Origin of the sequence: Desulfovibrio oxyclinae DSM 11498 (assembly GCF_000375485.1) — a bacterium.
GTDB lineage: Bacteria > Desulfobacterota > Desulfovibrionia > Desulfovibrionales > Desulfovibrionaceae > Pseudodesulfovibrio > Pseudodesulfovibrio oxyclinae.
On sequence record NZ_AQXE01000010.1, the window covers coordinates 86,258 to 106,276 of the forward strand.

At 58.1% G+C, this 20,019-nt stretch carries 24 protein-coding genes; 9 read left to right on the top strand and 15 right to left on the bottom strand.

The window, feature by feature from the left end:
• The first annotated feature begins 68 nt into the window (after positions 1-68).
• The 8 genes from B149_RS0111845 to porB all read left to right on the top strand — a co-directional run bounded on the left by B149_RS0111845 (position 69) and on the right by porB (position 7,584).
• A complete protein-coding gene (locus B149_RS0111845) occupies positions 69-1,244 on the top strand; it encodes an aminotransferase class I/II-fold pyridoxal phosphate-dependent enzyme (RefSeq protein WP_018125377.1) in 1,176 nt (391 codons plus the stop codon).
• A gap of 6 nt (positions 1,245-1,250) precedes the next feature.
• Entirely contained in the window at positions 1,251-2,561 is a 1,311-nt protein-coding gene (locus B149_RS0111850) for a homoserine dehydrogenase (protein WP_018125378.1), read from the top strand.
• A gap of 9 nt (positions 2,562-2,570) precedes the next feature.
• Positions 2,571-3,758 (top strand): cofactor-independent phosphoglycerate mutase, encoded by a 1,188-nt coding sequence (locus B149_RS0111855; RefSeq protein WP_018125379.1) that lies wholly within the window; start codon positions 2,571-2,573, stop codon positions 3,756-3,758.
• Positions 3,759-3,761: 3 nt separating this feature from the next.
• A complete protein-coding gene (locus B149_RS0111860; protein WP_018125380.1) occupies positions 3,762-4,175 on the top strand; it encodes an acyl-CoA thioesterase in 414 nt (137 codons plus the stop codon).
• Positions 4,176-4,263: 88 nt separating this feature from the next.
• On the top strand, positions 4,264-5,052 hold the full coding sequence (locus B149_RS0111865; RefSeq protein WP_018125381.1) for an amidohydrolase family protein: 789 nt from the start codon (positions 4,264-4,266) through the stop codon (positions 5,050-5,052).
• Between the two features lie 115 nt (positions 5,053-5,167).
• Positions 5,168-5,458: a 4Fe-4S dicluster-binding protein gene (locus tag B149_RS0111870; protein ID WP_018125382.1), complete on the top strand. Its 291-nt coding sequence runs from the start codon at positions 5,168-5,170 to the stop codon at positions 5,456-5,458.
• Between the two features lies 1 nt (position 5,459).
• Positions 5,460-6,632 (top strand): hypothetical protein, encoded by a 1,173-nt coding sequence (gene porA / locus B149_RS0111875; RefSeq protein ID WP_018125383.1) that lies wholly within the window; start codon positions 5,460-5,462, stop codon positions 6,630-6,632.
• Positions 6,625-7,584, top strand: coding sequence for a pyruvate synthase subunit PorB (porB, locus tag B149_RS0111880; protein ID WP_018125384.1), 960 nt, complete (start codon positions 6,625-6,627; stop codon positions 7,582-7,584). The genes porA and porB overlap by 8 nt, the downstream gene beginning before the upstream one ends.
• A gap of 52 nt (positions 7,585-7,636) precedes the next feature.
• On the opposite strand, the gene B149_RS0111885 is transcribed toward porB, so the two are convergent.
• Positions 7,637-8,926 carry a deoxyguanosinetriphosphate triphosphohydrolase family protein gene (locus B149_RS0111885; RefSeq protein WP_018125385.1) on the bottom strand — a complete coding sequence of 430 codons (1,290 nt, stop codon included), beginning with the start codon at positions 8,924-8,926 and terminating at the stop codon, positions 7,637-7,639.
• 113 nt (positions 8,927-9,039) lie between these two features.
• On the opposite strand from B149_RS0111885, the gene B149_RS0111890 reads away from it, so the two are divergent.
• Positions 9,040-9,885 (top strand): sugar phosphate nucleotidyltransferase, encoded by an 846-nt coding sequence (locus tag B149_RS0111890; RefSeq protein WP_018125386.1) that lies wholly within the window; start codon positions 9,040-9,042, stop codon positions 9,883-9,885.
• 42 nt (positions 9,886-9,927) lie between these two features.
• On the opposite strand, the gene B149_RS18730 is transcribed toward B149_RS0111890, so the two are convergent.
• The 14 genes from B149_RS18730 to kdsA all read right to left on the bottom strand — a co-directional run bounded on the left by B149_RS18730 (position 9,928) and on the right by kdsA (position 20,015).
• Positions 9,928-10,086 (bottom strand): hypothetical protein, encoded by a 159-nt coding sequence (locus B149_RS18730; RefSeq protein ID WP_018125387.1) that lies wholly within the window; start codon positions 10,084-10,086, stop codon positions 9,928-9,930.
• 187 nt (positions 10,087-10,273) lie between these two features.
• Positions 10,274-11,197 carry a manganese-dependent inorganic pyrophosphatase gene (locus B149_RS0111900; RefSeq protein WP_018125388.1) on the bottom strand — a complete coding sequence of 308 codons (924 nt, stop codon included), beginning with the start codon at positions 11,195-11,197 and terminating at the stop codon, positions 10,274-10,276.
• 94 nt (positions 11,198-11,291) lie between these two features.
• Positions 11,292-11,978, bottom strand: coding sequence for a PTS sugar transporter subunit IIC (locus tag B149_RS17115; protein WP_342661893.1), 687 nt, complete (start codon positions 11,976-11,978; stop codon positions 11,292-11,294).
• 4 nt (positions 11,979-11,982) lie between these two features.
• Positions 11,983-12,441 (bottom strand): PTS sugar transporter subunit IIB, encoded by a 459-nt coding sequence (locus B149_RS0111910; RefSeq protein ID WP_018125390.1) that lies wholly within the window; start codon positions 12,439-12,441, stop codon positions 11,983-11,985.
• Positions 12,442-12,888, bottom strand: a complete 447-nt coding sequence (locus B149_RS0111915; protein ID WP_018125391.1) for a PTS sugar transporter subunit IIA — start codon at positions 12,886-12,888, stop codon at positions 12,442-12,444. It abuts the gene before it with no gap.
• A 6-nt stretch (positions 12,889-12,894) separates the two neighbouring features.
• Positions 12,895-13,779, bottom strand: coding sequence for an RNase adapter RapZ (gene rapZ / locus B149_RS0111920; RefSeq protein ID WP_018125392.1), 885 nt, complete (start codon positions 13,777-13,779; stop codon positions 12,895-12,897).
• A 6-nt stretch (positions 13,780-13,785) separates the two neighbouring features.
• A complete protein-coding gene (locus B149_RS0111925; RefSeq protein ID WP_018125393.1) occupies positions 13,786-14,235 on the bottom strand; it encodes a PTS sugar transporter subunit IIA in 450 nt (149 codons plus the stop codon).
• Positions 14,236-14,238: 3 nt separating this feature from the next.
• Positions 14,239-14,781, bottom strand: a complete 543-nt coding sequence (hpf, locus tag B149_RS0111930) for a ribosome hibernation-promoting factor, HPF/YfiA family (protein ID WP_018125394.1) — start codon at positions 14,779-14,781, stop codon at positions 14,239-14,241.
• Positions 14,782-14,820: 39 nt separating this feature from the next.
• On the bottom strand, positions 14,821-16,248 hold the full coding sequence (gene rpoN, locus B149_RS0111935; protein ID WP_018125395.1) for an RNA polymerase factor sigma-54: 1,428 nt from the start codon (positions 16,246-16,248) through the stop codon (positions 14,821-14,823).
• A gap of 241 nt (positions 16,249-16,489) precedes the next feature.
• Positions 16,490-17,215 (bottom strand): LPS export ABC transporter ATP-binding protein, encoded by a 726-nt coding sequence (gene lptB / locus B149_RS0111940; RefSeq protein WP_018125396.1) that lies wholly within the window; start codon positions 17,213-17,215, stop codon positions 16,490-16,492.
• Entirely contained in the window at positions 17,216-18,058 is an 843-nt protein-coding gene (locus B149_RS0111945; RefSeq protein ID WP_018125397.1) for an LptA/OstA family protein, read from the bottom strand.
• Between the two features lies 1 nt (position 18,059).
• On the bottom strand, positions 18,060-18,686 hold the full coding sequence (lptC, locus tag B149_RS0111950; RefSeq protein WP_018125398.1) for an LPS export ABC transporter periplasmic protein LptC: 627 nt from the start codon (positions 18,684-18,686) through the stop codon (positions 18,060-18,062).
• 1 nt (position 18,687) lies between these two features.
• On the bottom strand, positions 18,688-19,212 hold the full coding sequence (locus B149_RS0111955; protein ID WP_018125399.1) for a KdsC family phosphatase: 525 nt from the start codon (positions 19,210-19,212) through the stop codon (positions 18,688-18,690).
• A complete protein-coding gene (kdsA, locus tag B149_RS0111960) occupies positions 19,209-20,015 on the bottom strand; it encodes a 3-deoxy-8-phosphooctulonate synthase (RefSeq protein WP_018125400.1) in 807 nt (268 codons plus the stop codon). Before kdsA ends, B149_RS0111955 begins: the two co-directional genes overlap by 4 nt.
• Between the last annotated feature and the right edge of the window lie 4 nt (positions 20,016-20,019).

The window sequence follows — 20,019 nt, forward strand, 5'->3', positions numbered from 1 at the left end:
GCGGCCATGGGGCGCGGATATGAAAACAAGTTCCAACAAAAACCTTTCAACAGCGAGGAGTTCCGTCCATGCAGCAATTCGCCCGCGTGCACCGGCTGCCGCCCTATGTCTTCGCTCAGGTCAACGAACTGAAGATGAAGATGCGCCACCAGGGCGCCGACATCATCGACCTGGGCATGGGCAACCCCGACGTGCCCACCCCCAAGCATATCCTGGACAAGCTCAGCGAGGCGGCGTACCGCCCCGGCAACTCCCGCTATTCGGCGTCCAAGGGCATCAAGGGGCTGCGCAAGGCGATAGCGGACTGGTACAAGCGCCGCTATGACGTCTACCTCGACAAGGACATGGAGACCTGTGTCACCATGGGTGCCAAGGAAGGACTCGCGCACCTCGCGCTGGTCATGCTCACGCCCGGCGACGTGGTGCTCGCACCGGATCCGGCCTACCCCATCCATCCTTACGCATCCATCATCGCGGGGGCCGACGTGCGCCGCGTGCCCATTGGCAAGGACCGGGACTTCTTCGAGGATCTCAAGGTCGCCGTCACGCACAGCTGGCCGCGCCCCAAGCTGCTGATCATCAACTTCCCGCACAACCCCACCACCGAGTGCGTGGATATCGCGTTCTTCCAGCGCATCGTGGATTTCGCCAAGGAGCACGAACTCTACGTCATCCACGACCTCGCCTACGCGGATTTCACCTTTGACGGTTACGAAGCGCCGAGCTTCCTGCAGGCGGACGGGGCCAAGGACGTGGGCGTCGAGTTCTTCTCGCTCACCAAGAGCTACTCCATGGCCGGCATGCGCGTGGGCTTCTGCTGCGGCAATCAGGACATGGTTCAGGCGCTCACCAGAATCAAGAGTTATCTTGACTACGGCATCTATACTCCAATACAGGTGGCAGCCACGCACGCATTAAACGGTGATCAGGAATGCGTGACCGAGATCATGGACATCTACAAGGATCGGCGTGACGCCCTGTGCGAGGGCCTCAACCGCATCGGCTGGGAAGTGGAACCGCCCAAGGCGACCATGTTCCTGTGGGCCCAGATTCCCGAGGAATTCAGGCACATGGGATCTGTCGAGTTTTCCAAGATGCTCCTGAAGGAAGCGGAAGTGGCCGTCTCTCCGGGACTCGGCTTCGGCCAGTACGGCGACGACCACGTGCGGTTCGCCTTCGTGGAAAACCGTCACCGAACCAATCAGGCAATACGAAATCTGCGAAAATTCTTCGCAAAGGGGTAATATCAGATGAAAAGTGTGAAACTCGGACTCGCCGGATTCGGAACCGTCGGCTCCGGCCTTGCCGCAATCCTCGAAGAAAACGGGGAATGGATCGAACGCCGCATCGGACGCAGGCTTGAAATCGCCACCGTGGTGGTGCGCGACCTCAACAAGCCCCGCGCCGCAGCAACCGCTCCCGGCACCGAGTTCACCACGGACCTCACCCGACTCACCACGGACCCCGAAATTGACATCGTGGTGGAATGCATGGGCGGTCTGGATTCCGCATATGACCTGATCCGGTCCGCGCTCGAAGCGGGCAAGCACGTTGTCACAGCCAACAAGCATCTGCTCGCTGAGCGCGGGCCGGAACTGTTCGCCATCGCTCGGGAAAACGGCACAGGGCTGTCCTTCGAGGCCAGCTGCGCCGGTGGCATCCCCATCGTTCAGACGCTCAAGAACAGCCTCGCGGGAGATCGCGTGCTGGAAATGCTCGGCATCCTGAACGGCACGGCGAACTATATTCTTTCCGAAATGACCACCAAGGGCATGGATTTCGCCACCGCCCTGTCCAAGGCGCAGGACCTCGGTTATGCCGAGGCCGATCCGACCTTCGACGTGGAGGGCTTCGACGCCGCGCACAAGCTCTGCGTCCTGTCCCGCCTCGCGTTCGGGCTGGACTATCCCCTTTCAGAACTGCCGATTCAGGGCATCACCGCCGTGACCCCGCTGGACATCGAGCTGGCCCGCGAATTCGGCTACCGCATCAAGCTCATGGCGCACGCCCGCGTGGTGGACGGCAAGATTGAGGCGGGCGTGCACCCGGCGCTGGTCAAGTACACCTTCCTGCTGGCCCGCGTTGGCGGCAACTACAACGCCGTGCGCGTGGTGGGCAACGCCGTGGGTCCGGTCATGCTGCACGGCCAGGGCGCGGGCGACACACCCACCGGCAGCGCCGTCCTGGCCGACATCATCGACCTCGCCAAGCACATCGACCGTAGCGGCTGCGACGAAGCGTATCGCCCGGACAACACCGGTTTCCGCAACGCGGATATCCCGTTGGCCGAAATCCTGCCGCCGGAGGAATCCCGCAGCAGCTATTATTTCCGATTCACCGTGGCGGACCGCCCCGGCGTCATGGCTGCCATCTCCAAGAGCATGGCCGACCACTCCATCTCCATCGCCCAGGCGGTACAGAAAGGCGACGAACAGTCCGAAGGCGTTCCCGTGGTCTTCATCACCCACGAATCCCGCGCCCGCGACGTAGCCGCCTGCATTGACGAAATCGACGCCATGGACTTCACTGTTCAGCCCTGCGTAAGCTTCAGAATCCTCTAAGGAAGGCATATGAAATTTCTCTTTCTCGTTGCCGACGGCATGGGCGACTGGCCGCACGAGGCACTCGGACACCGCACACCACTTGAAGCGGCGAACACGCCCGCCATGGATGAACTGGCCCGCACCGGCATGGTCGGCCGCTGCGCAACCATCCCGAAATCCATGCCCCCGGGATCCGACGTGGCCAACATGGCACTGCTCGGGTTCGACCCCGAAAAGTACCACACGGGACGCGGCCCCATCGAGGCCGCCGCGCAAAATCTTCAGGCAGGCAAGGATGACCTGATCTGGCGCATGAACCTCGTGACCGTCGAGGACTACGGTCCGGACGGCATCATGCGCGATTACTCGGCCGGCCACATCGAGACCGAGCAGTCCAGACCGCTCGTGGAGAAGATGCAGGAGCTGGTAGGCAACGACACCTACAGCTTTGTTCCGGGCGTCCAGTACCGGCACCTGCTGGTGCAGAAAGACGGCGCGCTCGACGCAGAGGCGGAGCTGGACATCAACCCGCCCCACGACATTCTCGACAAGCCCATCAACCGCGACATGCAGCGCTATTCGCGCAACCCCGAGTTCTGGGATCTGTTGCAGGAAGCCCGTGAAATTCTGGTAAGGAACGGAACCACGCGCGCCAACGCCATCTGGCCGTGGGGTCAGGGCCGTCCGCTCTCACTCCCCGGCTTTGAGAATCTTTTCGGCATGAAGGGTGCTGTCATATCCGCAGTGGACCTTATCAAGGGCCTCGGTTTCGCATCCGGCATGGAGGTCATCGATGTTCCCGGCGCAACAGGGCTGCTGGATACCAACTATGAAGGCAAAGTCGAAGCCGCGCTCAAATTCCTTGAGACCGGCGACTTTGTTTTCGTCCACCTGGAAGGCCCGGACGAATGCGGTCATGGTGGCGACCCGGAGGAAAAGCGCGAGGCTATCGAACGTTTCGACAGCCGCGTGTTGGCCCCGCTTCGCGAGGCGCTCAGGAATGAGGAGACCGCATGGTTGGTCTGCTGTGACCACTACACCCCCTGTGTGGAACGCACGCATACCAAGGACCCGGTACCCTTCATTGTCAACGGTCCCGGATGCGAGGCATCCAACCTTGACAACTTCACGGAGAAGAGCGCAGATTCGACAGGCATCCGCATAGAAGACGGACACGGCCTTCTGCCCTTCGCCGTCGAAAAAACAAGGAAATAGCCAATGCCCCGGGAGTTCCCCCAGCCGGAGTTCCGATACCGCCACTTCGTCTCATACGGTGAAACCGACGCCATGGGCGTCCTGTACAACGCCGAATACCTGCACCTCTTCGAGCGTGCCCGCAGCTTCGCCATGCGTGAGCTGGGCATGAGCTACGCAGAGGTGGAAAAACGCGGCGTCATCCTGCCCGTGCGCGAGGCCTGCTGCCGATACCGCAAGCCCGTGAGCTACGATCAGGAAGTCATCGTGCGCGTGGGCGTGGAGGAATGGAAAAAAGCCTCCATGCGTTTCGCCTACGAAATCCGCGACGCGGACATGTCCACGGTTTACGCCACAGGCATGACCGAACACGCCTGCGTGTCCCCGGACGGACGCATCGTTCGCTGCCCGGACTGGCTGCGCGACCTGTTCCGATAACCTTCGCCCACCACCGCTTTCTCTGAAATGGCTTGCCGTTACGGCAGGCACATTGTTTTCGTACGAGCATCAAACGGGAAAACACATCATGAAACTCGACGTTCACACACACGCATTCCATCCGAAAATTGCCGACAAGGTCCTACAGCAGCTGCACGGTCATTACGGGATTGCGCCCGTCGGCACCGGCACCCCCTGCGATCTGCTCGACCGAGCGGACAAGGCCGGGCTGGACGGAGTGGTGATCCACACCGCCGCCACCGATCCCTCGCAGGTCATTCCCGCCAACAACTGGGCACTTGAGCTCATGGCCGGTGACCCGCGCATCATCGCCTTCGGCACCATGCATCCGGGCTATGACCGCATCGAGGAAGAGTTGCAGCGGCTGGAGCGCAAAGGTATCAAGGGCCTGAAATTCCATCCCGACTTTCAGGGATTTAGAATGGATGATCCCGAATTCTACGAACTCATGGAAATCGTGAACGGTCGTTTCACACTCATGTTCCACGTGGGCGACGTGCTGCCGCCGGACAAAAACCCCTCCTGCCCCAAAAAACTGGCCGCCATTCGCGAGACATTCCCGGAGCCGACCATCATCGCCGCACACATGGGTGGCTATCGTCACTGGGACCACGTTCTGGAATACCTCTGCGGCAAGGACGTCTATTTCGACACCTCCAGCACGCTCGAATTCGTGGACGACAAACTTCTCGGCGACCTCGCGAATCATCACGGACTTGAGCACCTGCTGTTCGGCAGCGACTACCCCCTCTACGACCCGGGCGGGGAGCTGCATACCCTTGAACATCGGCTCGGTCTGAACGGCAGCCAGATGGAAAGGATTCTCACCCACGCGTCCGTCCTGCTGGACGTGTAACCGTTCACGGTTTCCTCCTGCCGTTTGCCGAATTGCTTTTGTGAAAGCGCAGGGAGTTTGCTAAAAAAGAAGCCTCGAAGGATTGCATTACAGTCAACCAAGGAGGAGGCTTGGCATGAGCAAACAGTCCATCTGCGCGTGGCAGCGGCTGGAACCGGGAGCGGCCATTCGCGATCCCGGCAACGCCGCCGCGCTCAAGACAGGCGACTGGCGGACGCTCGTCCCCGTATTGAACGAGGATGAGTGCATCAAGTGCACCATGTGTGCGGTATTCTGTCCCGAGTTCTGCATTTCGGAACACGAGGACGGTTTTTTCCGTCCGGACCTGAACTACTGCAAGGGCTGCGGCATCTGCGCCAACGAATGCCCCAAGACCGCCATCACGATGGTCATGGAGGAAAAGTAGCATGGCACGCAGAATCGGAACCGAAGTATCCCTGGCAGTGGCGGATGCGGTCAAAATGGCCGCGCCGGACGTGATTTCCGCCTACCCCATCACCCCCCAGACCCACATCGTGGAAGAGCTGTCCGAATTCGTGGCGAACGGAGAGCTTGATGCAGAGTACATTCCTGTAGAGTCCGAGCACTCAGCCATGAGCGCGGCGGTGGGCGCCGCGGCGGCCGGAGCGCGCGTCTACACGGCCACGTCTTCGCAGGGACTGGCGCTGATGCACGAGATTCTGTTCATCGCATCCAGTATGCGGCTGCCAATGGTCATGACCGTGGCCAACCGCTCCCTGTCCGGCCCCATCTCCATCTGGAACGACCACTCCGACATCATGGCCGAACGCGACATAGGCTGGGTCCAGCTGTTCGTGGAGAATGGTCAGGAAGCGCTCGAATTCACGTGGGCCGCATTCCGCATCGGCGAAGACAAGCGGGTGATGCTGCCCGTGGTGGTCAACATGGACGGCTTCATCATGTCCCACATGATCGAACCCATCACCATCCCGGACCAGGAGGTGGTGGACGCCTTCCTGAAGCCGTATGAACCGCAGATCAAGCTGGACACCGCCGATCCCGTCACCTTCGGGCCGGTTGGCGTCCCAGAGGTCTACCTCGAAGCCAAAAAGCAGTGTGAACAAGCGCTTCTCGACTCCAAGGCCGTGGTCAGCGAGGTGATAGATGACCTCAACCACACGTTCGGCAGACAGTACGGACTGGTGGAGACCAACGGCGCCGAGGATGCGGAAACCGTCATAGTGACCATGGGGTCACTCGGCGAATCCGTCATGACCGCCGTTGATCGCATGAACGCCAATGGCAAAGCCGTGAGACAGGCTCGCATCCGTCTCTGGAGACCCTTCCCGGTCGAGGAATTCATGGACGCGGTCAGCGGCGCCAAAAAGCTGGTCGTAATCGACCGCGCCATAAGCCCTGGTTCCGTCAACGGTCCCGTGGCGCAGGAGTTGAAAAGCGTCTTCTACGGTCGCCTTGATGCTCCGGAAATCGTCAACGTCATTGCCGGAATAGGCGGACGCGACGTGCCGGTGGACGACTTCGTGCAGATGGTCGAGTTGGCAGAAAAGGGCGAACTGGCCGAAACCTACACGCTCTGGGGGTTGGACAGCGATGCTTAAAGATATCGACCTGAGCGGTGTCGACAAGACGAAGCTCAAGGAAATTCACAAGATGGAATCCATGGTCTCCTCGGGACACCGCGCCTGTCAGGGGTGCGGCGAGGTACTGGCCATGGGCATGGTCACCCGTGTGGCCGGTCCGGATACCATAGTATGCAACGCCACCGGCTGCATGGAAATCATCAGCTCCCCCTACCCGCAGACCGCCTGGAAGGTGCCGTGGATTCACGTGGCCTTCGAAAATGCGGGGGCAGTGGCATCGGGCGTGGAAGCAGCCATCAAGGCACTTCACCGCAAAGGAAAAGTCTCGTCAAAACCGAATATCCTGTGCTTCGGCGGCGATGGCGCCACGGCGGACATCGGCTTCGGCTCCCTGTCCGGAGCCATGGAGCGCGGGCACAATCTGCTCTACGTCTGTCTCGACAACGAGGCATACATGAACACGGGTATTCAGCGTTCAAGCTCTACGCCTTACGGTGCATCCACCACTACTTCGCCCTGCGGCACGGAGAGCATAGGCCAACACACGCAGAAGAAGAACATGCCGCGCATCATCGCAGAGCACGGCGTGCCATACGTTGCCACGGCCAGCCCGAGCCATCCCACGGACCTCATGGACAAGGTAGCCAAGGCGCTCGCCGTGGACGGCCCGGCCTATCTGCATATCTACTCCCCCTGCCCCACCGGCTGGGGAAGCAAGGGCGAAAAATCCATCGAGATCGCCAAACTCGCGGTGGAAACCAACCTGTTCCCACTCTATGAAGTGGTGGGTGGCCGATTCGGCTTCACCAAAAAGATCAAGAAGGTCAAGCCCATCGGCGACTACCTGAAGCTTCAGCGCCGCTTCCGGCACCTCACGGAGAAGGAAATCGGCTTCATCCAGCAAACGGTGGAAGATAATTACGAGGAGCTTGAACGGTTCTGTCAGGCTACCGCCAAGTGTGAAGAATAAAAAATCCCCCGCATCGAAACGATGCGGGGGATTCTTCGTTGCTCGATCCGAATCAGACCAGATCGGTGATGGAGCCGAACTGGGGATCGAACAGCCTACGGTAGGTCCGCACCACGAAGCCGTCGGTCATGCCGGAGATGTAGTCGCAGATAATGCGATACTTCCACTTGTCATCCGCCGCGGCCGCAATGGCACGCCCGTAATGCGCGGGCAGAAGCTGATAGCGCGGTTTTTCCAGCAGCACGTACTCTTTCTCAAACACCTCGAAGAGTTTCTTGAGAATCCTGCGGCCCTTGTACTCTGTCTGGTGAATCTGCGGTGTCCGGAACACAAGCGCCATGGAAAGCTTCTTCATGAGCTTGCAAAGCTTACGCATGGCAGGATCGACCTTGATGTCGTACGCGTAACGGTTGGTGCGGTCCGAGAGGAAATTTCGCCTTTCCACAACGGTGGTGCCGTGAATGAACTTGCCGATCATGCCGTTGAGATAACCGTTATGCCTATCGTTCATGACGGCTTCGCACAATCGAGTAAGATGTGCGTCGTCTTCGCCAGTGTAGTCCTCGCTCTTGGATTCCTGCCAGTTGCGAATCGTCTTCACGGTAACGAATCCGGCCTGAATGCCGTCGGAGACGTCGTGGATGCTGTAGGCGATGTCGTCAGCCCAGTCCATGATGCGGCATTCTATGCTCTTGAAGGAATTGAGGTTGTCCTCGTCACCCTCAAGGGCATCACGGAACGACGGCTGACCTGATACGAAATCCAGCGTGGTCTGCTGGAAGTCGTAAACGAAATGGTTTTCCTTCTTTTCCGAGTCCGCATGAAGAGTCTTGTATTTGAGCATCCCGTCAAGGAAAGCACGAGTGGGGTTCATGCCCTTCCATTCCGCTCCGTTGCGATAGAACAGATCATCAAGGATGCGCAGATTCTGGGCGTTTCCTTCGAAGCCACCCGCCTCGCGCTTGTACATGAGTTCGTTCAACACGGCCTCACCGGCATGTCCAAATGAGGGGTGCCCGATGTCGTGCGCCAGACAGATCGCTTCCACAAGATTCTGGTCCACGATGAAATCGTCGCCGAGCGGGCTTTCGTCTTGTCGGTTCAGGTGATTGCAGATGGAACGGCCAATCTGCGAAACCTCGATGGAATGAGTCAGACGGGTGCGGTAGAAATCGAACTCGCCGGACAGGAAAACCTGCGTCTTGTTTTGCAGACGGCGGAACGCCGGTGAATATATGATCCTGTCACGGTCCTGTTCAAAAGGGGTGCGCCCCTTTTCCTTTCGGGTCTGACCATGGTTCTGGCATTCGGTGTCGAAGTCGTTGTAAAAGCTGCTGAGCACGATTGATCTCCAGAGGGTTTCCGGCAATCTAGCCCAGCATCCGTAAAAAGAAAACCTGTCGGTGACAAGCGGGCTTACGCAGGATATGGTCCGGAAAACAAAAAGGATACTCCATGAACGAGATTCGACATATGGTCATTCCCGCGGCTGGACTCGGGCGAAGAATGGCAGGTGCGATTCCAGGCATCCCCGGCCATTTTCCCAAAGAAATGCTCCCCATTGGTGGTCGTGCAGCCATTCAGCATGTGGTGCTCGACGGCTTCAATGCCGGCATACGGGATTTCACCATCATCCTCAGACGCGGCAAGGAAATCATCCGCACGCTGTTCGAAAAAGGTGAATATCCCGGCGGCATGAAGGATGAACATCAAAACGAACTGGATGCGGTGCTCGGTGAAAGCAGGTTTCATTTCATAGAACAGGAACAGCTTGACGGTGAATGCGGAGCCATCTTTCTTGCCCGGGAAGTGGTGGAGGAAAACCCTTTTGCCGTTGTCTATCCTGACAACGTATGCAGGCCGTCAGGCGTGATGAAAAGGTTGATCGACGAGTTTGCCAAAGCTCCAGCCGACCTTGTCGCGCTTATGCAGGTCAACGACGAAAACAAACACTGCATCAGCAATTCCGGACGTGTTGATCTTGAGGATTTCTCCGAAGGAAACCGCATCCGCCTGAAGACCATCCTTGCCAAGGAAGAAGGCCATTTCGAACCTCGGCATGAAGGCGAAATGCGGACCTGCGGCATGTATATCGCCTTACCCCACTACTTCGACTTCATTGAAAAGGGGCTTGCCGAGATAGGACGGCAGGAGCTGAGTGACGGAATGGTCCGGCGCGCGATGCTTGAAGCTGACATTCCTATCTACGGGCTACCCATCGCCGAAGAGGTACACGATACCGGCAACCCGGAAGGGTTCTGGCGTTGTGCACAAGAGTTTGCAAGAACCACCGAAGAGTAAAAAATCCCCCTGCCGAAGCTCGGCAGGGGGATTTTTATGAACCTACTTCTTGGTCATCTCCTGACCGCAGCAGGAAAGCGGCACGGTGCAGGAATCTCCTCCGCCCGGGCTGCATGAACAGGACTTTTCGACTTTGAGTTCAAGCCCGCATTTTTCGCAGTAGTAGATATCGCCGGGCTTCATTTCATGACAATTTGCCATTGATCGTTCCTCCAATTTAACGGTTCGAAAGGGTGTTATCACATTCTCTCTTATACCGTTCCGGGGGAACCGTGTAAACGCAGCGCCACGAATTAATAACTGAGCTTGTGAAATTTTGACACAAAAAAGGCCCGGTACGCCGATCGCACCGGGCCTGACTTTGCGCTACAACAAGCTCTTGCGGTTATTAGCCTTCAAAAGCCTTGATGAAGTTGGGAGCAACCTGCTTCTTGCGGGACATCACGCCTTCCAGCCAGACGGAGTTGCCGTCGACCTTGATGCCGTCGAAAGCCCTCTCGACAACGGAAGCGTCGTCGGAAGCGATCAGCATTTCGGAGCCTTCCTTCATGATGTCGGTGAGCAGCAGGAAGACGGAGTGACGGCCATCGGCCTTCACTTTTTCGATCTCGGCCTGCAGGGCTTCCTTGTGGGCGTCCAGCATGGACAGGTCCACGACTTCCAGCTGGCCGATGCCGACCTTGTTGCCGGACATGTCGAAGTCCTTGTAGTCACGGAAAACCAGTTCGTCGGCGGAAGCGCCGTCAACGGCGGACTTGACCTTGAACATTTCCATGCCCAGAGCCATCACGTCAGCAACACCGGCGATCTTGGCCAGTTCTTCAACGGCCTTCTTGTCGGCGTCAGTGCAGGTGACGGACTTGAACATGACGGTGTCGGACAGGATGGCACACAGCAGGATGCCGGCGACGTTCTTGGGCATTTCGATACCGTAGAAGTCATACATGGCCTTGATGACGGTGCCGGTGCAGCCGACGGGCCAGACCCACATTTCGAGCGGGTTCGGGGTGGTGACATCACCGAGCTTGTGGTGGTCCACAACGCCCAGAAGTTCACCCTTGTCCAGGTTGTCCATGGACTGGGAAAGGTCGGTGTGGTCGACCAACACGATCTTCTGATCGGTGGCGTCGGTCATCACTTCGGGAGCGGAGAAACCGAACTTTTCCAGAACGAAGGCGGTTTCGGGAGCGATTTCGCCCTGAGCGATGGGCTTGGCTTCCATTCCGCGCTTGGTCCACAGATCAGCAACCGCAATGGCGGAAGCAATGGTGTCGGTATCCGGATTCTTGTGTCCAACAACTACGATAGCCATATCAAGTCCTCCTAAAATGGATTGGTTTGCAGCAAACGGCTACACCCTAAAATCAAGAATGTTCCATTTATCACAAAGTCCACCGACTGCCAAGTCAGAAAGCATGGCGGAATGAGAAAAAGAGCACAAGCGCTGCACAGGCAAAAAGTACGGCATATGCACGCCTTACGCGTAGCGCCATGACCCCGCCGAGCGTGGCTGCAACGAGCAGATGTGCCCACTGGACCTGCAATGAGGACAACAGGCCACCGATGCGCGGCAGAAGCATCTCGAAAATCCAAACATATCCGAGAAGTATGACATAAAAAAGGACAAAGGCGGCAACAAAATGCGTTAGCGCGGAGCGCAGGATGAGCTGTCCCGGCAGATCGTGTCGAACGGGCTTGCGTGACCAGTTGAGAAGCCGGTTGTAGCTTTTCTTTTCACGCATGCGCTGAACGCCCTCAAGCTGGGCTCCCAGCCACGCCAGCGGCATGGAAGCGAAAAGGACCACCATGACTCTTGAAGGATCCACCATCTCAAACCAACTGACGATGGCGAGCGAGGCGAACGCGGCGGCGGTAAGGTGCGGCGGAATGTAAGCTCCCACCGGCAGCAGATCAAGCCAGAACAACTCGAAAAAGATGGCGATCGCCATGCATGTTTCGAAGTGGCCAGTCACCATCGCCCAGAACAGGCCGATGACGAGCGGGCGTTCAAGCAGCCCGATGCTTATAGTGCTTCGGAAAAGAGCGAAGAGGGCAAAAAAAAAGCGACGACAGCGAACCAGATGTATGGCGATGCGATCATGCGGGGAACCTCACCTGTACCGGATCGTTGGGCACGCACCGAAAATCGAGCACGACACCCTTCTTGTAAAGATAGCGCAGGCACCCTTCCTCTTCCGAGGAGAGCGAGACGCTGGGAGAAAACTGCTTTTTTCCGGGGCTATAATGCACGTTGCCGATATTCAGGTCATCGTAGGACCACCCCAGATCGTACGCGCGGCGGGCATCGGCACAATTGGAAACCAGCACCAGCACGTCTTCTTCGGCCAGATCCGAAAGCTGGGCCTCCAGCTCGTCGAGCTGAACGAAAAGGCATTCCACCCCGCCGGGGATGGCAAGCGACATTATCTGCTGCTGCATAATATCGACCGATAGCTCATCGTTGGCCACGACGATGACCGTTGCACCGGTGTAGGGAAGCCAGGACTCAATGACCTGACCGTGAATGAGGCGGCTGTCGATGCGAATGAGCGCCATCTAGTGCTTCCCCTTTTTGGAGCCCGGTTTGGCATTGAGCAGCGCGCCGGCCACCTTGATGCCCTGTCGTCCGGCCTCCGCCGCGTCAGATGCAATTTCCGCAAGCGGCTTCTGGCGTGACTGAAGCGCCTTGACCAACATCGGCAGGTTGACGCCGGTGACAACTTCAACCTTCTCCGATTTGAGCAACGAAAGGCTCAAGGTCGTTGGAGAGCCACCGAAAAGGTCCGTAAGGATGATGGTGCCGCGGTTGTCGGAGTTGCGCTGAATGGCGCTCCTGATGGCTTCCACGGTCTTGTCCACGCCCTTGTCCACATCCACGCCCACCGACTCGGTACGCTCCTGCGGTCCGAGCACGGTCTCTGCCGCGTTGATGAGTTCCCTTCCGAAGGCTCCGTGCGTCACCACGAGGACGCCAGCGCCGATTTCCTGTCCGGTCTCAGCCATGAGTGCCTACCCAAGTTCCATGTGTCGGTGTTCCAGAGTTACGGAGTATCCGTTGTCCTTCAGATTGGCAAAAAGATTCTCTGCCACTGCCACGGAGCGATGTCTGCCGCCGGTGCACCCGATGGCAATGGTTATTCTGTACCGCCCTTCGTCAGCATAGAGAGGCAGAATGTAGTCAATGAAGTCCCTGAACCGGCCAATGAACTCACTGCCCGGCTCCCTGCCGAGTACGAATTCAGCCACTTCGTCATCCTTGCCGGACCCCGCCTTGAGGTCGGCATCGAAGTAAGGATTGGGCAGAAAGCGCATATCGAACACCAGATCCGCTTCAATCGGCATTCCATACTTGAAACCGAAGGACAACACATGAACACGCATACCGCGGGCGGGTTCCTGTACTGTGGTCCACTTCTCCTGAATGACGCGGCGCAGATCATGCACCGAGTACTGTGTGGAGTCGATGGCCAGCGCAGCCTGCTGGCGGATCGGCGCGAGCAGATCACGTTCCTTTTCCAGAGCCTGTTCCAGGCCGAGGCTGGAACTCTCAAGAGGGTGCGGACGGCGAGTCATGGCGTAACGCGTCACGAGCGTTTCGAGCCGCGCTTCCACGAAAAAGATTTCGACACGGGCACCCATGTTGTCCATGGATTCCAACGCTTCATTCCACTCTTCGAGAAAATCGTCCTGCCGCAGATCGAGTCCAAGCACGAGTCCGCGCTGCCGGGGGTCGTCCTTCTGGCGGAAAAGCTCGGCCAGCTTAGGTGCCATGCTCACCGGCAGTCCGTCCACGCAAAAGAATCCAAGGTCTTCAAAAACCCGGATGGCGGTACTTTTACCCGCGCCCGAAAGACCGGTTACGATGATCACCGTAAAAGCATTGCGTGGAGTCATGGCCTGCTATGCGCTCTTGAGCAGTTTCCAGAGTTCATCCTGCCCTTCCGCTTCCATGAATGCCTTACGGAAGGAATCGTCCTTCAGGAGCCTTGAAATATGCGCAAGAATACGCAGATGCATCCCGGCAACCTGTTCCGGCGCGAGCACGAGAAAGAAAATGTGGCATGGCTTGAAATCGAGCGCCTCGAAATCAAGTCCGTCGCGGCTTCGGCCCGCCACCACCGCAATCTGGTCCAGAGAATCCAGCTTGCCGTGAGGTATGGCCACGCCGTCCCCGATGCCGGTAGTTCCGAGCTCCTCCCGTTCCTTGAGAACGCGCAGAACAAGGTCGGAATCCATTTCCGGGAAGCGTTCCTGCAGTGGAACGACAAGCTCTCCGAGGGCCCCGGCCTTGTCGGCCGAGGCCATGTCGGAGAGAATCAGGTCCTTATCAAGGTAATCACCAAGTTTCATTGATCAGAATCCGGGATCGATGAGGCCGAAGTCTCCGTTGTCGCGCTTGTAGATGACGTTGACGCCCTCGGTTTCGCTATTTCTGAAGACGAGAAACTCATGATCCATGGTGTCGAGCTGCATGGCAGCTTCGTCCACGGACATGGGCTTGGGCACATAGCTGTCCGTCCCCACGATGGTGGGTTCGGCGCGACGGTCATCACCGTAGTTCAGGTAGTTCATGCGAACTTCCCGCTCCTGGCGGACCTTTCTGGTCTTGCCCTTCATCTTCTCACGCTGCTTGCGAAGCTGCGCCTCAAGCTTGTCCAGCACCAGATCAATGGTGGCGTACATGTCCTCTGAGGCTTCGATAGCCGTCAGATGCACGGTGTCCGCATCCAGGATAACGTCCGCCTTGTGACGGAGCTTCTCCACCATGAGGTTCACCTGAAGATCCGCATTGTCGGTGTCCTTGAAGAACTTGCCGAGCTTGGCGAAGCGCTTGTTGGCGTAATCCCGCAGATGCTGAGACGGATCGAAGTTCTTGAAGGTGAAGCTGACATTCATGGTATACCCTCCTGGTTATTGGGTAATGACAAGCCTTTACTAAAAATAGCTCTTGCGCTTGGACGATGATGGAATCCCCATGGCGGACCGGTACTTTGCCACGGTCCTGCGGGCGATGTTCACATCCAAACGCTCCTTGAGTATCTCGCCGATCTTTTCGTCGCTGAGCGGTTTTTTCGGCTCCTCCTCGCTTATGAGTTTTTTTATGAGCGCCTTGACGCTTTCCGACCCGACCTGCGAACCGTCGCCGAGGTCGAGAGCACTGTTGAAAAAGAATTTGAGCTCGAAAATACCGTGCGGAGTGGACACGTACTTGCTCGTGGTGATGCGGCTGACCGTGGACTCATGCATGTTGATGTCCTCGGCCACTTCCTTGAGGATCAGCGGCTTGAGCTTGGTCACGCCCTCCTCGAAGAACTCGCGCTGGAACTTCACAATGCTCTCCATGACCTTGTAGAGCGTGCGCTGACGCTGATACAGACTCTTCATCAGCCACGCGGCGGAGCTCATCTTGTCACGGAAATATTCCTTGTCCAGGTCCGCCCTGCCCTGCACCGTATCGGCGAGGAACTGGTTCATCTGCAGACGCGGCAGACCATCCTCGTTGAGCACGATCACAAAGTCGTCCCCGTAGCTGTATACATACACGTCGGGGCTGACGTAATGCGGCTCCGTACTGGAAAAATTGGCTCCGGGCATAGGGTCGAGCTTCTGAAGCTCTTCAAGGTACCCCTTGAGCTCTTCCAGAGAAATCTTGAACTTGCGGGCCAGCGGCTTGAAGCGGTTCTTTTCGATGTCTTCAAGGTGCTCGGTGACTATCGAAACGAGGATGGGATCGTCGATGCCAAGCATCTCCATCTGGACGAGCAGACATTCCCGCGGCGTACGGGATGCAACTCCCACCGGATCAAGGCGCTGAATGCGCTTGACGACCGACTCGACAAGCTCCCCATCAACACCGGGAATCATCTCGCAAAGCTCTTCCATGCTGGCATGAAGATAGCCGTTGGAGTCGAGATTGCCTATGATAACGTCAGTGATTGCGACTTCCTGATCCGTGAAGTCGGAGAGACGGATCTGCCAGCCGAGGTGCCCTTCAAGGGATGGCTTGGAGGCAAGACGGGCTTCGAACGTCAGGCCCTCTTCAGGGGACTCGTACTCACGAACCTGCGACTGCTTGGACGAGCTTGAGAATTCTCCCATGTAGTTGTCCCAGTCCGCATCGCGCATGACGGATTCATCGGTGCCCTCACCCGCTTCCTTGAGCGTGTCGGACTCCTTTTCGGGCGCCTCCTGAACCGCCTCGTTCTCGGACTCCTCCAGGAACGGGTTTTCAAGAAGCTCCTGCTGAACCGTTTCAACCAGCTCAAGGCGCGACATCTGCAGCAGCTTGATTGCCTGCTGCAACTGTGGCGTCATGACCAGCTGCTGCGTCAGCTTGAGTTGTTGCCTGAGTTCAAGCCCCATACGGTTTCTCTATTCGTGCGGGCGTCCCACCCGGTTCTCGACATAAATTGGTCATTTGATTCGGGCACACAGCCCGAATCTCTTGTGTAAGAGTATGCCACATGCTTTCGGCTACCGCAAGAAAGACCGGATAACCAACCGCAAATGTTGATTTTACATACGCAATACAATGAGCATGAAAAAACTGTACCAACCTTCCGGGCGACTGTAAACGACCAAAGGGTGGAACTCTTGAAAAAAGCTAGAGCGAGAAGTCTTCGCCCAGATAAATCTGGCGGGCCCGAGAGCTCTGGACGATGTCGGCGGGGGTGCCGTCGAGGATGATGGTGCCCTCGTACACGAGGTAGGCACGGTCGCAGATATTCAGGGTCTCCCGGACGTTGTGGTCGGAGATGAGAATACCGATACCCATGCTCTTGAGCACGGAGATGATCTCCTGAATGTCGATGACCGCGATGGGGTCGATGCCGGCGAACGGTTCGTCGAGCAGAATGAAGTCCGGGCTCATGATGAGCGCGCGGGCGATCTCAAGCCTTCTCCGTTCGCCGCCGGAAAGGTACATGGATGCCTGATCGGCCAGCTTGGTAATGGAAAACATATCCATGAGCTCGTCTGCACGCTCGCGCTGCTGGCGAGGCGTCATGTCGGTCTGCTCAAGGATTATCTGGAGGTTCTGGCGAACCGTCAGTTTGCGGAAGATGGAACTTTCCTGCGGCAGATAGCTCACGCCCAGACGGGCCCGTTCGTGCAACGGCAGGTCGGTGATATTTCTGCCGTTGAGATAAACGTCACCGGAGTACGGTTTGACGATCCCGGCCAGCATGTAGAACGTCGTGGTCTTGCCCGCGCCGTTGGGGCCGAGCAGCCCCACGACTTCCTCGCGACCGAGCGACAGCCGGATGCTGTGAACGACTTCCTTGCGACCATAGCGTTTGCTGAGGTCGGAGGCGGAAAGGCCTTTTTCCATCTACTGAATCTCCAGACCGCTGTTGGTGAAAAACTCGGCCTCGACGCGTTTGCCCTTGCCGCCGACCACTTCACTGCGGTTTTCACGAACGTAAAAACGAATCTTCTCGCCGGTGATGCTGTTGGGGCCGTCACGCAGCACAGGCTCCTGCTCCATGACCAGGATACGCGGCTCGACCAGATAGGTCAGCTTGCCGCAGTCACCGGAAGTATTGCCCTTCTCCGCATGAACGTTGCCAGTGGCGACGATGCGGTCAATGCCTTTCACGTCGAAACGCTTATCCCCCGTGACGAAGAAAGCGGAGACCTTGTCCGCAGTGAGCGTGAGTCCTTCGTGCTTGGCAACCACGTTACCCTCGAATGCGACGACCTTACCCTGCTCGTCGTAGGTCATGCGGTCCGCGTTGACCTTGACAGGAACGCCGGTGGGCCCTTGCGGCTTGGGCGGGACATCCTGAATGTCGGATACAACCTGTCCGGCACCTTCGGCCGGTTCGACTTCGGCAGGCGCCTGAGCCTTGCCCTTGTCTGCTGAGGTCTTGCGCGGATCGGGAACCTTATCGAGATACTTTGCGTTGGCGTAGCCGATAGCCTCGGCTTCGGGATAATCGGTGGCGTCAGGTTCAAAGACGGCAACCCAACCGTCCTTGGGATGCGCCACCCGCACGCGATCACCTTTCATGAGGGTCCGCACGTGCTCTGCGCCGGGATTTCTGGCCTCGCGAACGTTCAGATTCGCCGAAGTTTCGCGCAGTTCGCCCAACTCCTGGGCAGAGGTGTCAGTTACGGGGAGCGCCACAAACAGGGCCGCCAACATGAAGTACAGGACTCGATTGAAAAACATATTACTGCTCCGCTTGTTCGTCAGGCTCGGAAGTCCCGTCTGAGCCGACCGCGCTGGTGCTCACGACCGCCTCGACACCGCCGGCCGCCACCATCTGCCGTGAGAGAAGGTCTATCTCGACAGCTGTGGCGTTCACTTCAAGGTCGGGCCGGGCCACGGACACGCCACCTTTGATGACGACCTTGTCGATGGCTCCGACATAATCGAAATTCTTGGCCTGAACCGTAAACATGCCGAAACGTCCGTCCACGTTGTCGTACAGGGTAAGGTTATCGTTCTGCTGGTCCACTTCGCCAGCGTCGGCGCGCACGTACACTTCCTGCCGATCATCACCGAAGTAGGCAGTGAGCTGTGGACGCTCGACAACGACAAGCCCATTGTCCTGATCGTACGCAGCCTTTCGCGCCTGCAGCTTCCAGTCGAGCGCACCTTCGCTCCCCTGCTCCAACAGGATGTCCTCCGCGCTGATTTCCGTACTGGAAACCAGCGGACTGTCCTCAAGCGTCTGCTTTTCGGCGCGCGCGGGCTTTTCGGGTTCGGATTGTGAAACATACTCCTTCACAATGAACCCGAACACGATGCCGCTGAAAAAGATCGCTCCCCAAAGCAGGAGCGGCCGAAGCTTCATGTCACCCCACCCACTTGTTCCACTGTTCGTCGAGCAGGCCCCGGTGCTTGAGGATAAAGGATATGGCCTCCCGCACCGCGCCGTCGCCGCCGCGCTTCGTGGATATCCAGTCGGCCATGTTCAGTATCTCCGGCTGGGCGTTGGGAACGGCCATGGCGAATCCGGCAGCCTTCATCACACCGGCATCCACCCAGTCGTCTCCCATGAAAGCTGCGTTCTGCGCACCAACTCCGACATTCTCACAGATTTCCTCGAAAAGCGGAACCTTGTGATGATTGCCGGGATAATAATGTCGGATGCCGAGTTCCTTGATGCGACGCTCTACCGGCGGCTGATTCAGCCCGGTGATGACCGCCACTTCAAGCCCTGCGGCCTGCGCGATCTTGATACCCAGCCCGTCCTGCACATTGAAGCGCTTCATGCGCATCCCGGACTCGTCGTAGTACAGGCCTCCGTCGGTCAGCACGCCGTCGCAGTCGAGCACCAGAAGTTCCGTTTTGGCGGCCAACTCCTGTGCACGACTCATGAGATGGCCTCCCGCACGGCGAGCAGCTGCTTGACGAGCGGCTCCACACTGTCGAGGTGCAGGCTGTTGGGGCCGTCGCACAGCGCCTTATCCGGATCCGGATGCACTTCCATGAAAACTCCGTCCACGCCTGCGGCAACGGCTGCACGAGCAAGGACGGGCACATATTCACGGTTGCCGCCCGAACTGGCGCCCTGACCGCCCGGCTTCTGAACCGAGTGCGTGGCGTCAAAGACCACAGGAACATCGAACGCATGCATCTCGGGCACGGAACGAAAGTCCACAACAAGGTTGTTGTAGCCGTGCATGGCACCGCGTTCGGTGAGCCAGATTTTCTCATTGCCAGTGGAACGCAGCTTGCCGACCACATTGTCCATGTCCCAGGGAGCAAGGAACTGTCCCTTTTTGACATTGACGATCCGGTCCGTCTCACCGGCTGCCACGAGAAGGTCCGTCTGACGGCACAGGAAGGCGGGCACCTGAATGACGTCCGCCACCTCGGCGACCACGGCGGCCTGCTCGGGCATATGAATATCTGTGACCACAGGCAGTCCGGTGGTTTCCTTGACCTCGGCCAGTATCTCCAACCCGCGCGACATGCCCGGCCCCCGAAAACTCGTCACCGAGGTCCGGTTGGCCTTGTCGAAAGAGCTTTTGAAAATCAGGTTCAGATCAAGTCGCTTCGCCATGTCCGCCAAGTGACGGGCCACGTCGAGCGCCAATTCCCGGCTCTCAAGCGCGCACGGTCCGGCCATGAAAAACAGGCCGGACCGGCAGGATTCGTAAAGCTTGGCGGATTCCATAGGC

Coding starts and splice junctions, on each gene's coding strand:
- B149_RS0111855 (WP_018125379.1), top strand. CDS start 2,571: ATGAAATTTCTCTTTCTCGTTGCCGACGGCATGGGCGACTGGCCGCAC.
- B149_RS0111955 (WP_018125399.1), bottom strand. CDS start 19,212: ATGAGTCGTGCACAGGAGTTGGCCGCCAAAACGGAACTTCTGGTGCTC.
- B149_RS0111900 (WP_018125388.1), bottom strand. CDS start 11,197: ATGGCTATCGTAGTTGTTGGACACAAGAATCCGGATACCGACACCATT.
- B149_RS0111910 (WP_018125390.1), bottom strand. CDS start 12,441: ATGGCGCTCATTCGCATCGACAGCCGCCTCATTCACGGTCAGGTCATT.
- B149_RS0111945 (WP_018125397.1), bottom strand. CDS start 18,058: ATGTTTTTCAATCGAGTCCTGTACTTCATGTTGGCGGCCCTGTTTGTG.
- B149_RS18730 (WP_018125387.1), bottom strand. CDS start 10,086: ATGGCAAATTGTCATGAAATGAAGCCCGGCGATATCTACTACTGCGAA.
- hpf (WP_018125394.1), bottom strand. CDS start 14,781: ATGAATGTCAGCTTCACCTTCAAGAACTTCGATCCGTCTCAGCATCTG.
- B149_RS0111925 (WP_018125393.1), bottom strand. CDS start 14,235: ATGAAACTTGGTGATTACCTTGATAAGGACCTGATTCTCTCCGACATG.
- lptC (WP_018125398.1), bottom strand. CDS start 18,686: ATGAAGCTTCGGCCGCTCCTGCTTTGGGGAGCGATCTTTTTCAGCGGC.
- porA (WP_018125383.1), top strand. CDS start 5,460: ATGGCACGCAGAATCGGAACCGAAGTATCCCTGGCAGTGGCGGATGCG.
- B149_RS0111890 (WP_018125386.1), top strand. CDS start 9,040: ATGAACGAGATTCGACATATGGTCATTCCCGCGGCTGGACTCGGGCGA.
- rapZ (WP_018125392.1), bottom strand. CDS start 13,779: ATGACTCCACGCAATGCTTTTACGGTGATCATCGTAACCGGTCTTTCG.
- B149_RS0111860 (WP_018125380.1), top strand. CDS start 3,762: ATGCCCCGGGAGTTCCCCCAGCCGGAGTTCCGATACCGCCACTTCGTC.
- porB (WP_018125384.1), top strand. CDS start 6,625: ATGCTTAAAGATATCGACCTGAGCGGTGTCGACAAGACGAAGCTCAAG.
- B149_RS0111870 (WP_018125382.1), top strand. CDS start 5,168: ATGAGCAAACAGTCCATCTGCGCGTGGCAGCGGCTGGAACCGGGAGCG.
- lptB (WP_018125396.1), bottom strand. CDS start 17,215: ATGGAAAAAGGCCTTTCCGCCTCCGACCTCAGCAAACGCTATGGTCGC.
- B149_RS0111845 (WP_018125377.1), top strand. CDS start 69: ATGCAGCAATTCGCCCGCGTGCACCGGCTGCCGCCCTATGTCTTCGCT.
- B149_RS0111915 (WP_018125391.1), bottom strand. CDS start 12,888: ATGGCTGAGACCGGACAGGAAATCGGCGCTGGCGTCCTCGTGGTGACG.
- B149_RS0111850 (WP_018125378.1), top strand. CDS start 1,251: ATGAAAAGTGTGAAACTCGGACTCGCCGGATTCGGAACCGTCGGCTCC.
- rpoN (WP_018125395.1), bottom strand. CDS start 16,248: ATGGGGCTTGAACTCAGGCAACAACTCAAGCTGACGCAGCAGCTGGTC.
- kdsA (WP_018125400.1), bottom strand. CDS start 20,015: ATGGAATCCGCCAAGCTTTACGAATCCTGCCGGTCCGGCCTGTTTTTC.
- B149_RS0111865 (WP_018125381.1), top strand. CDS start 4,264: ATGAAACTCGACGTTCACACACACGCATTCCATCCGAAAATTGCCGAC.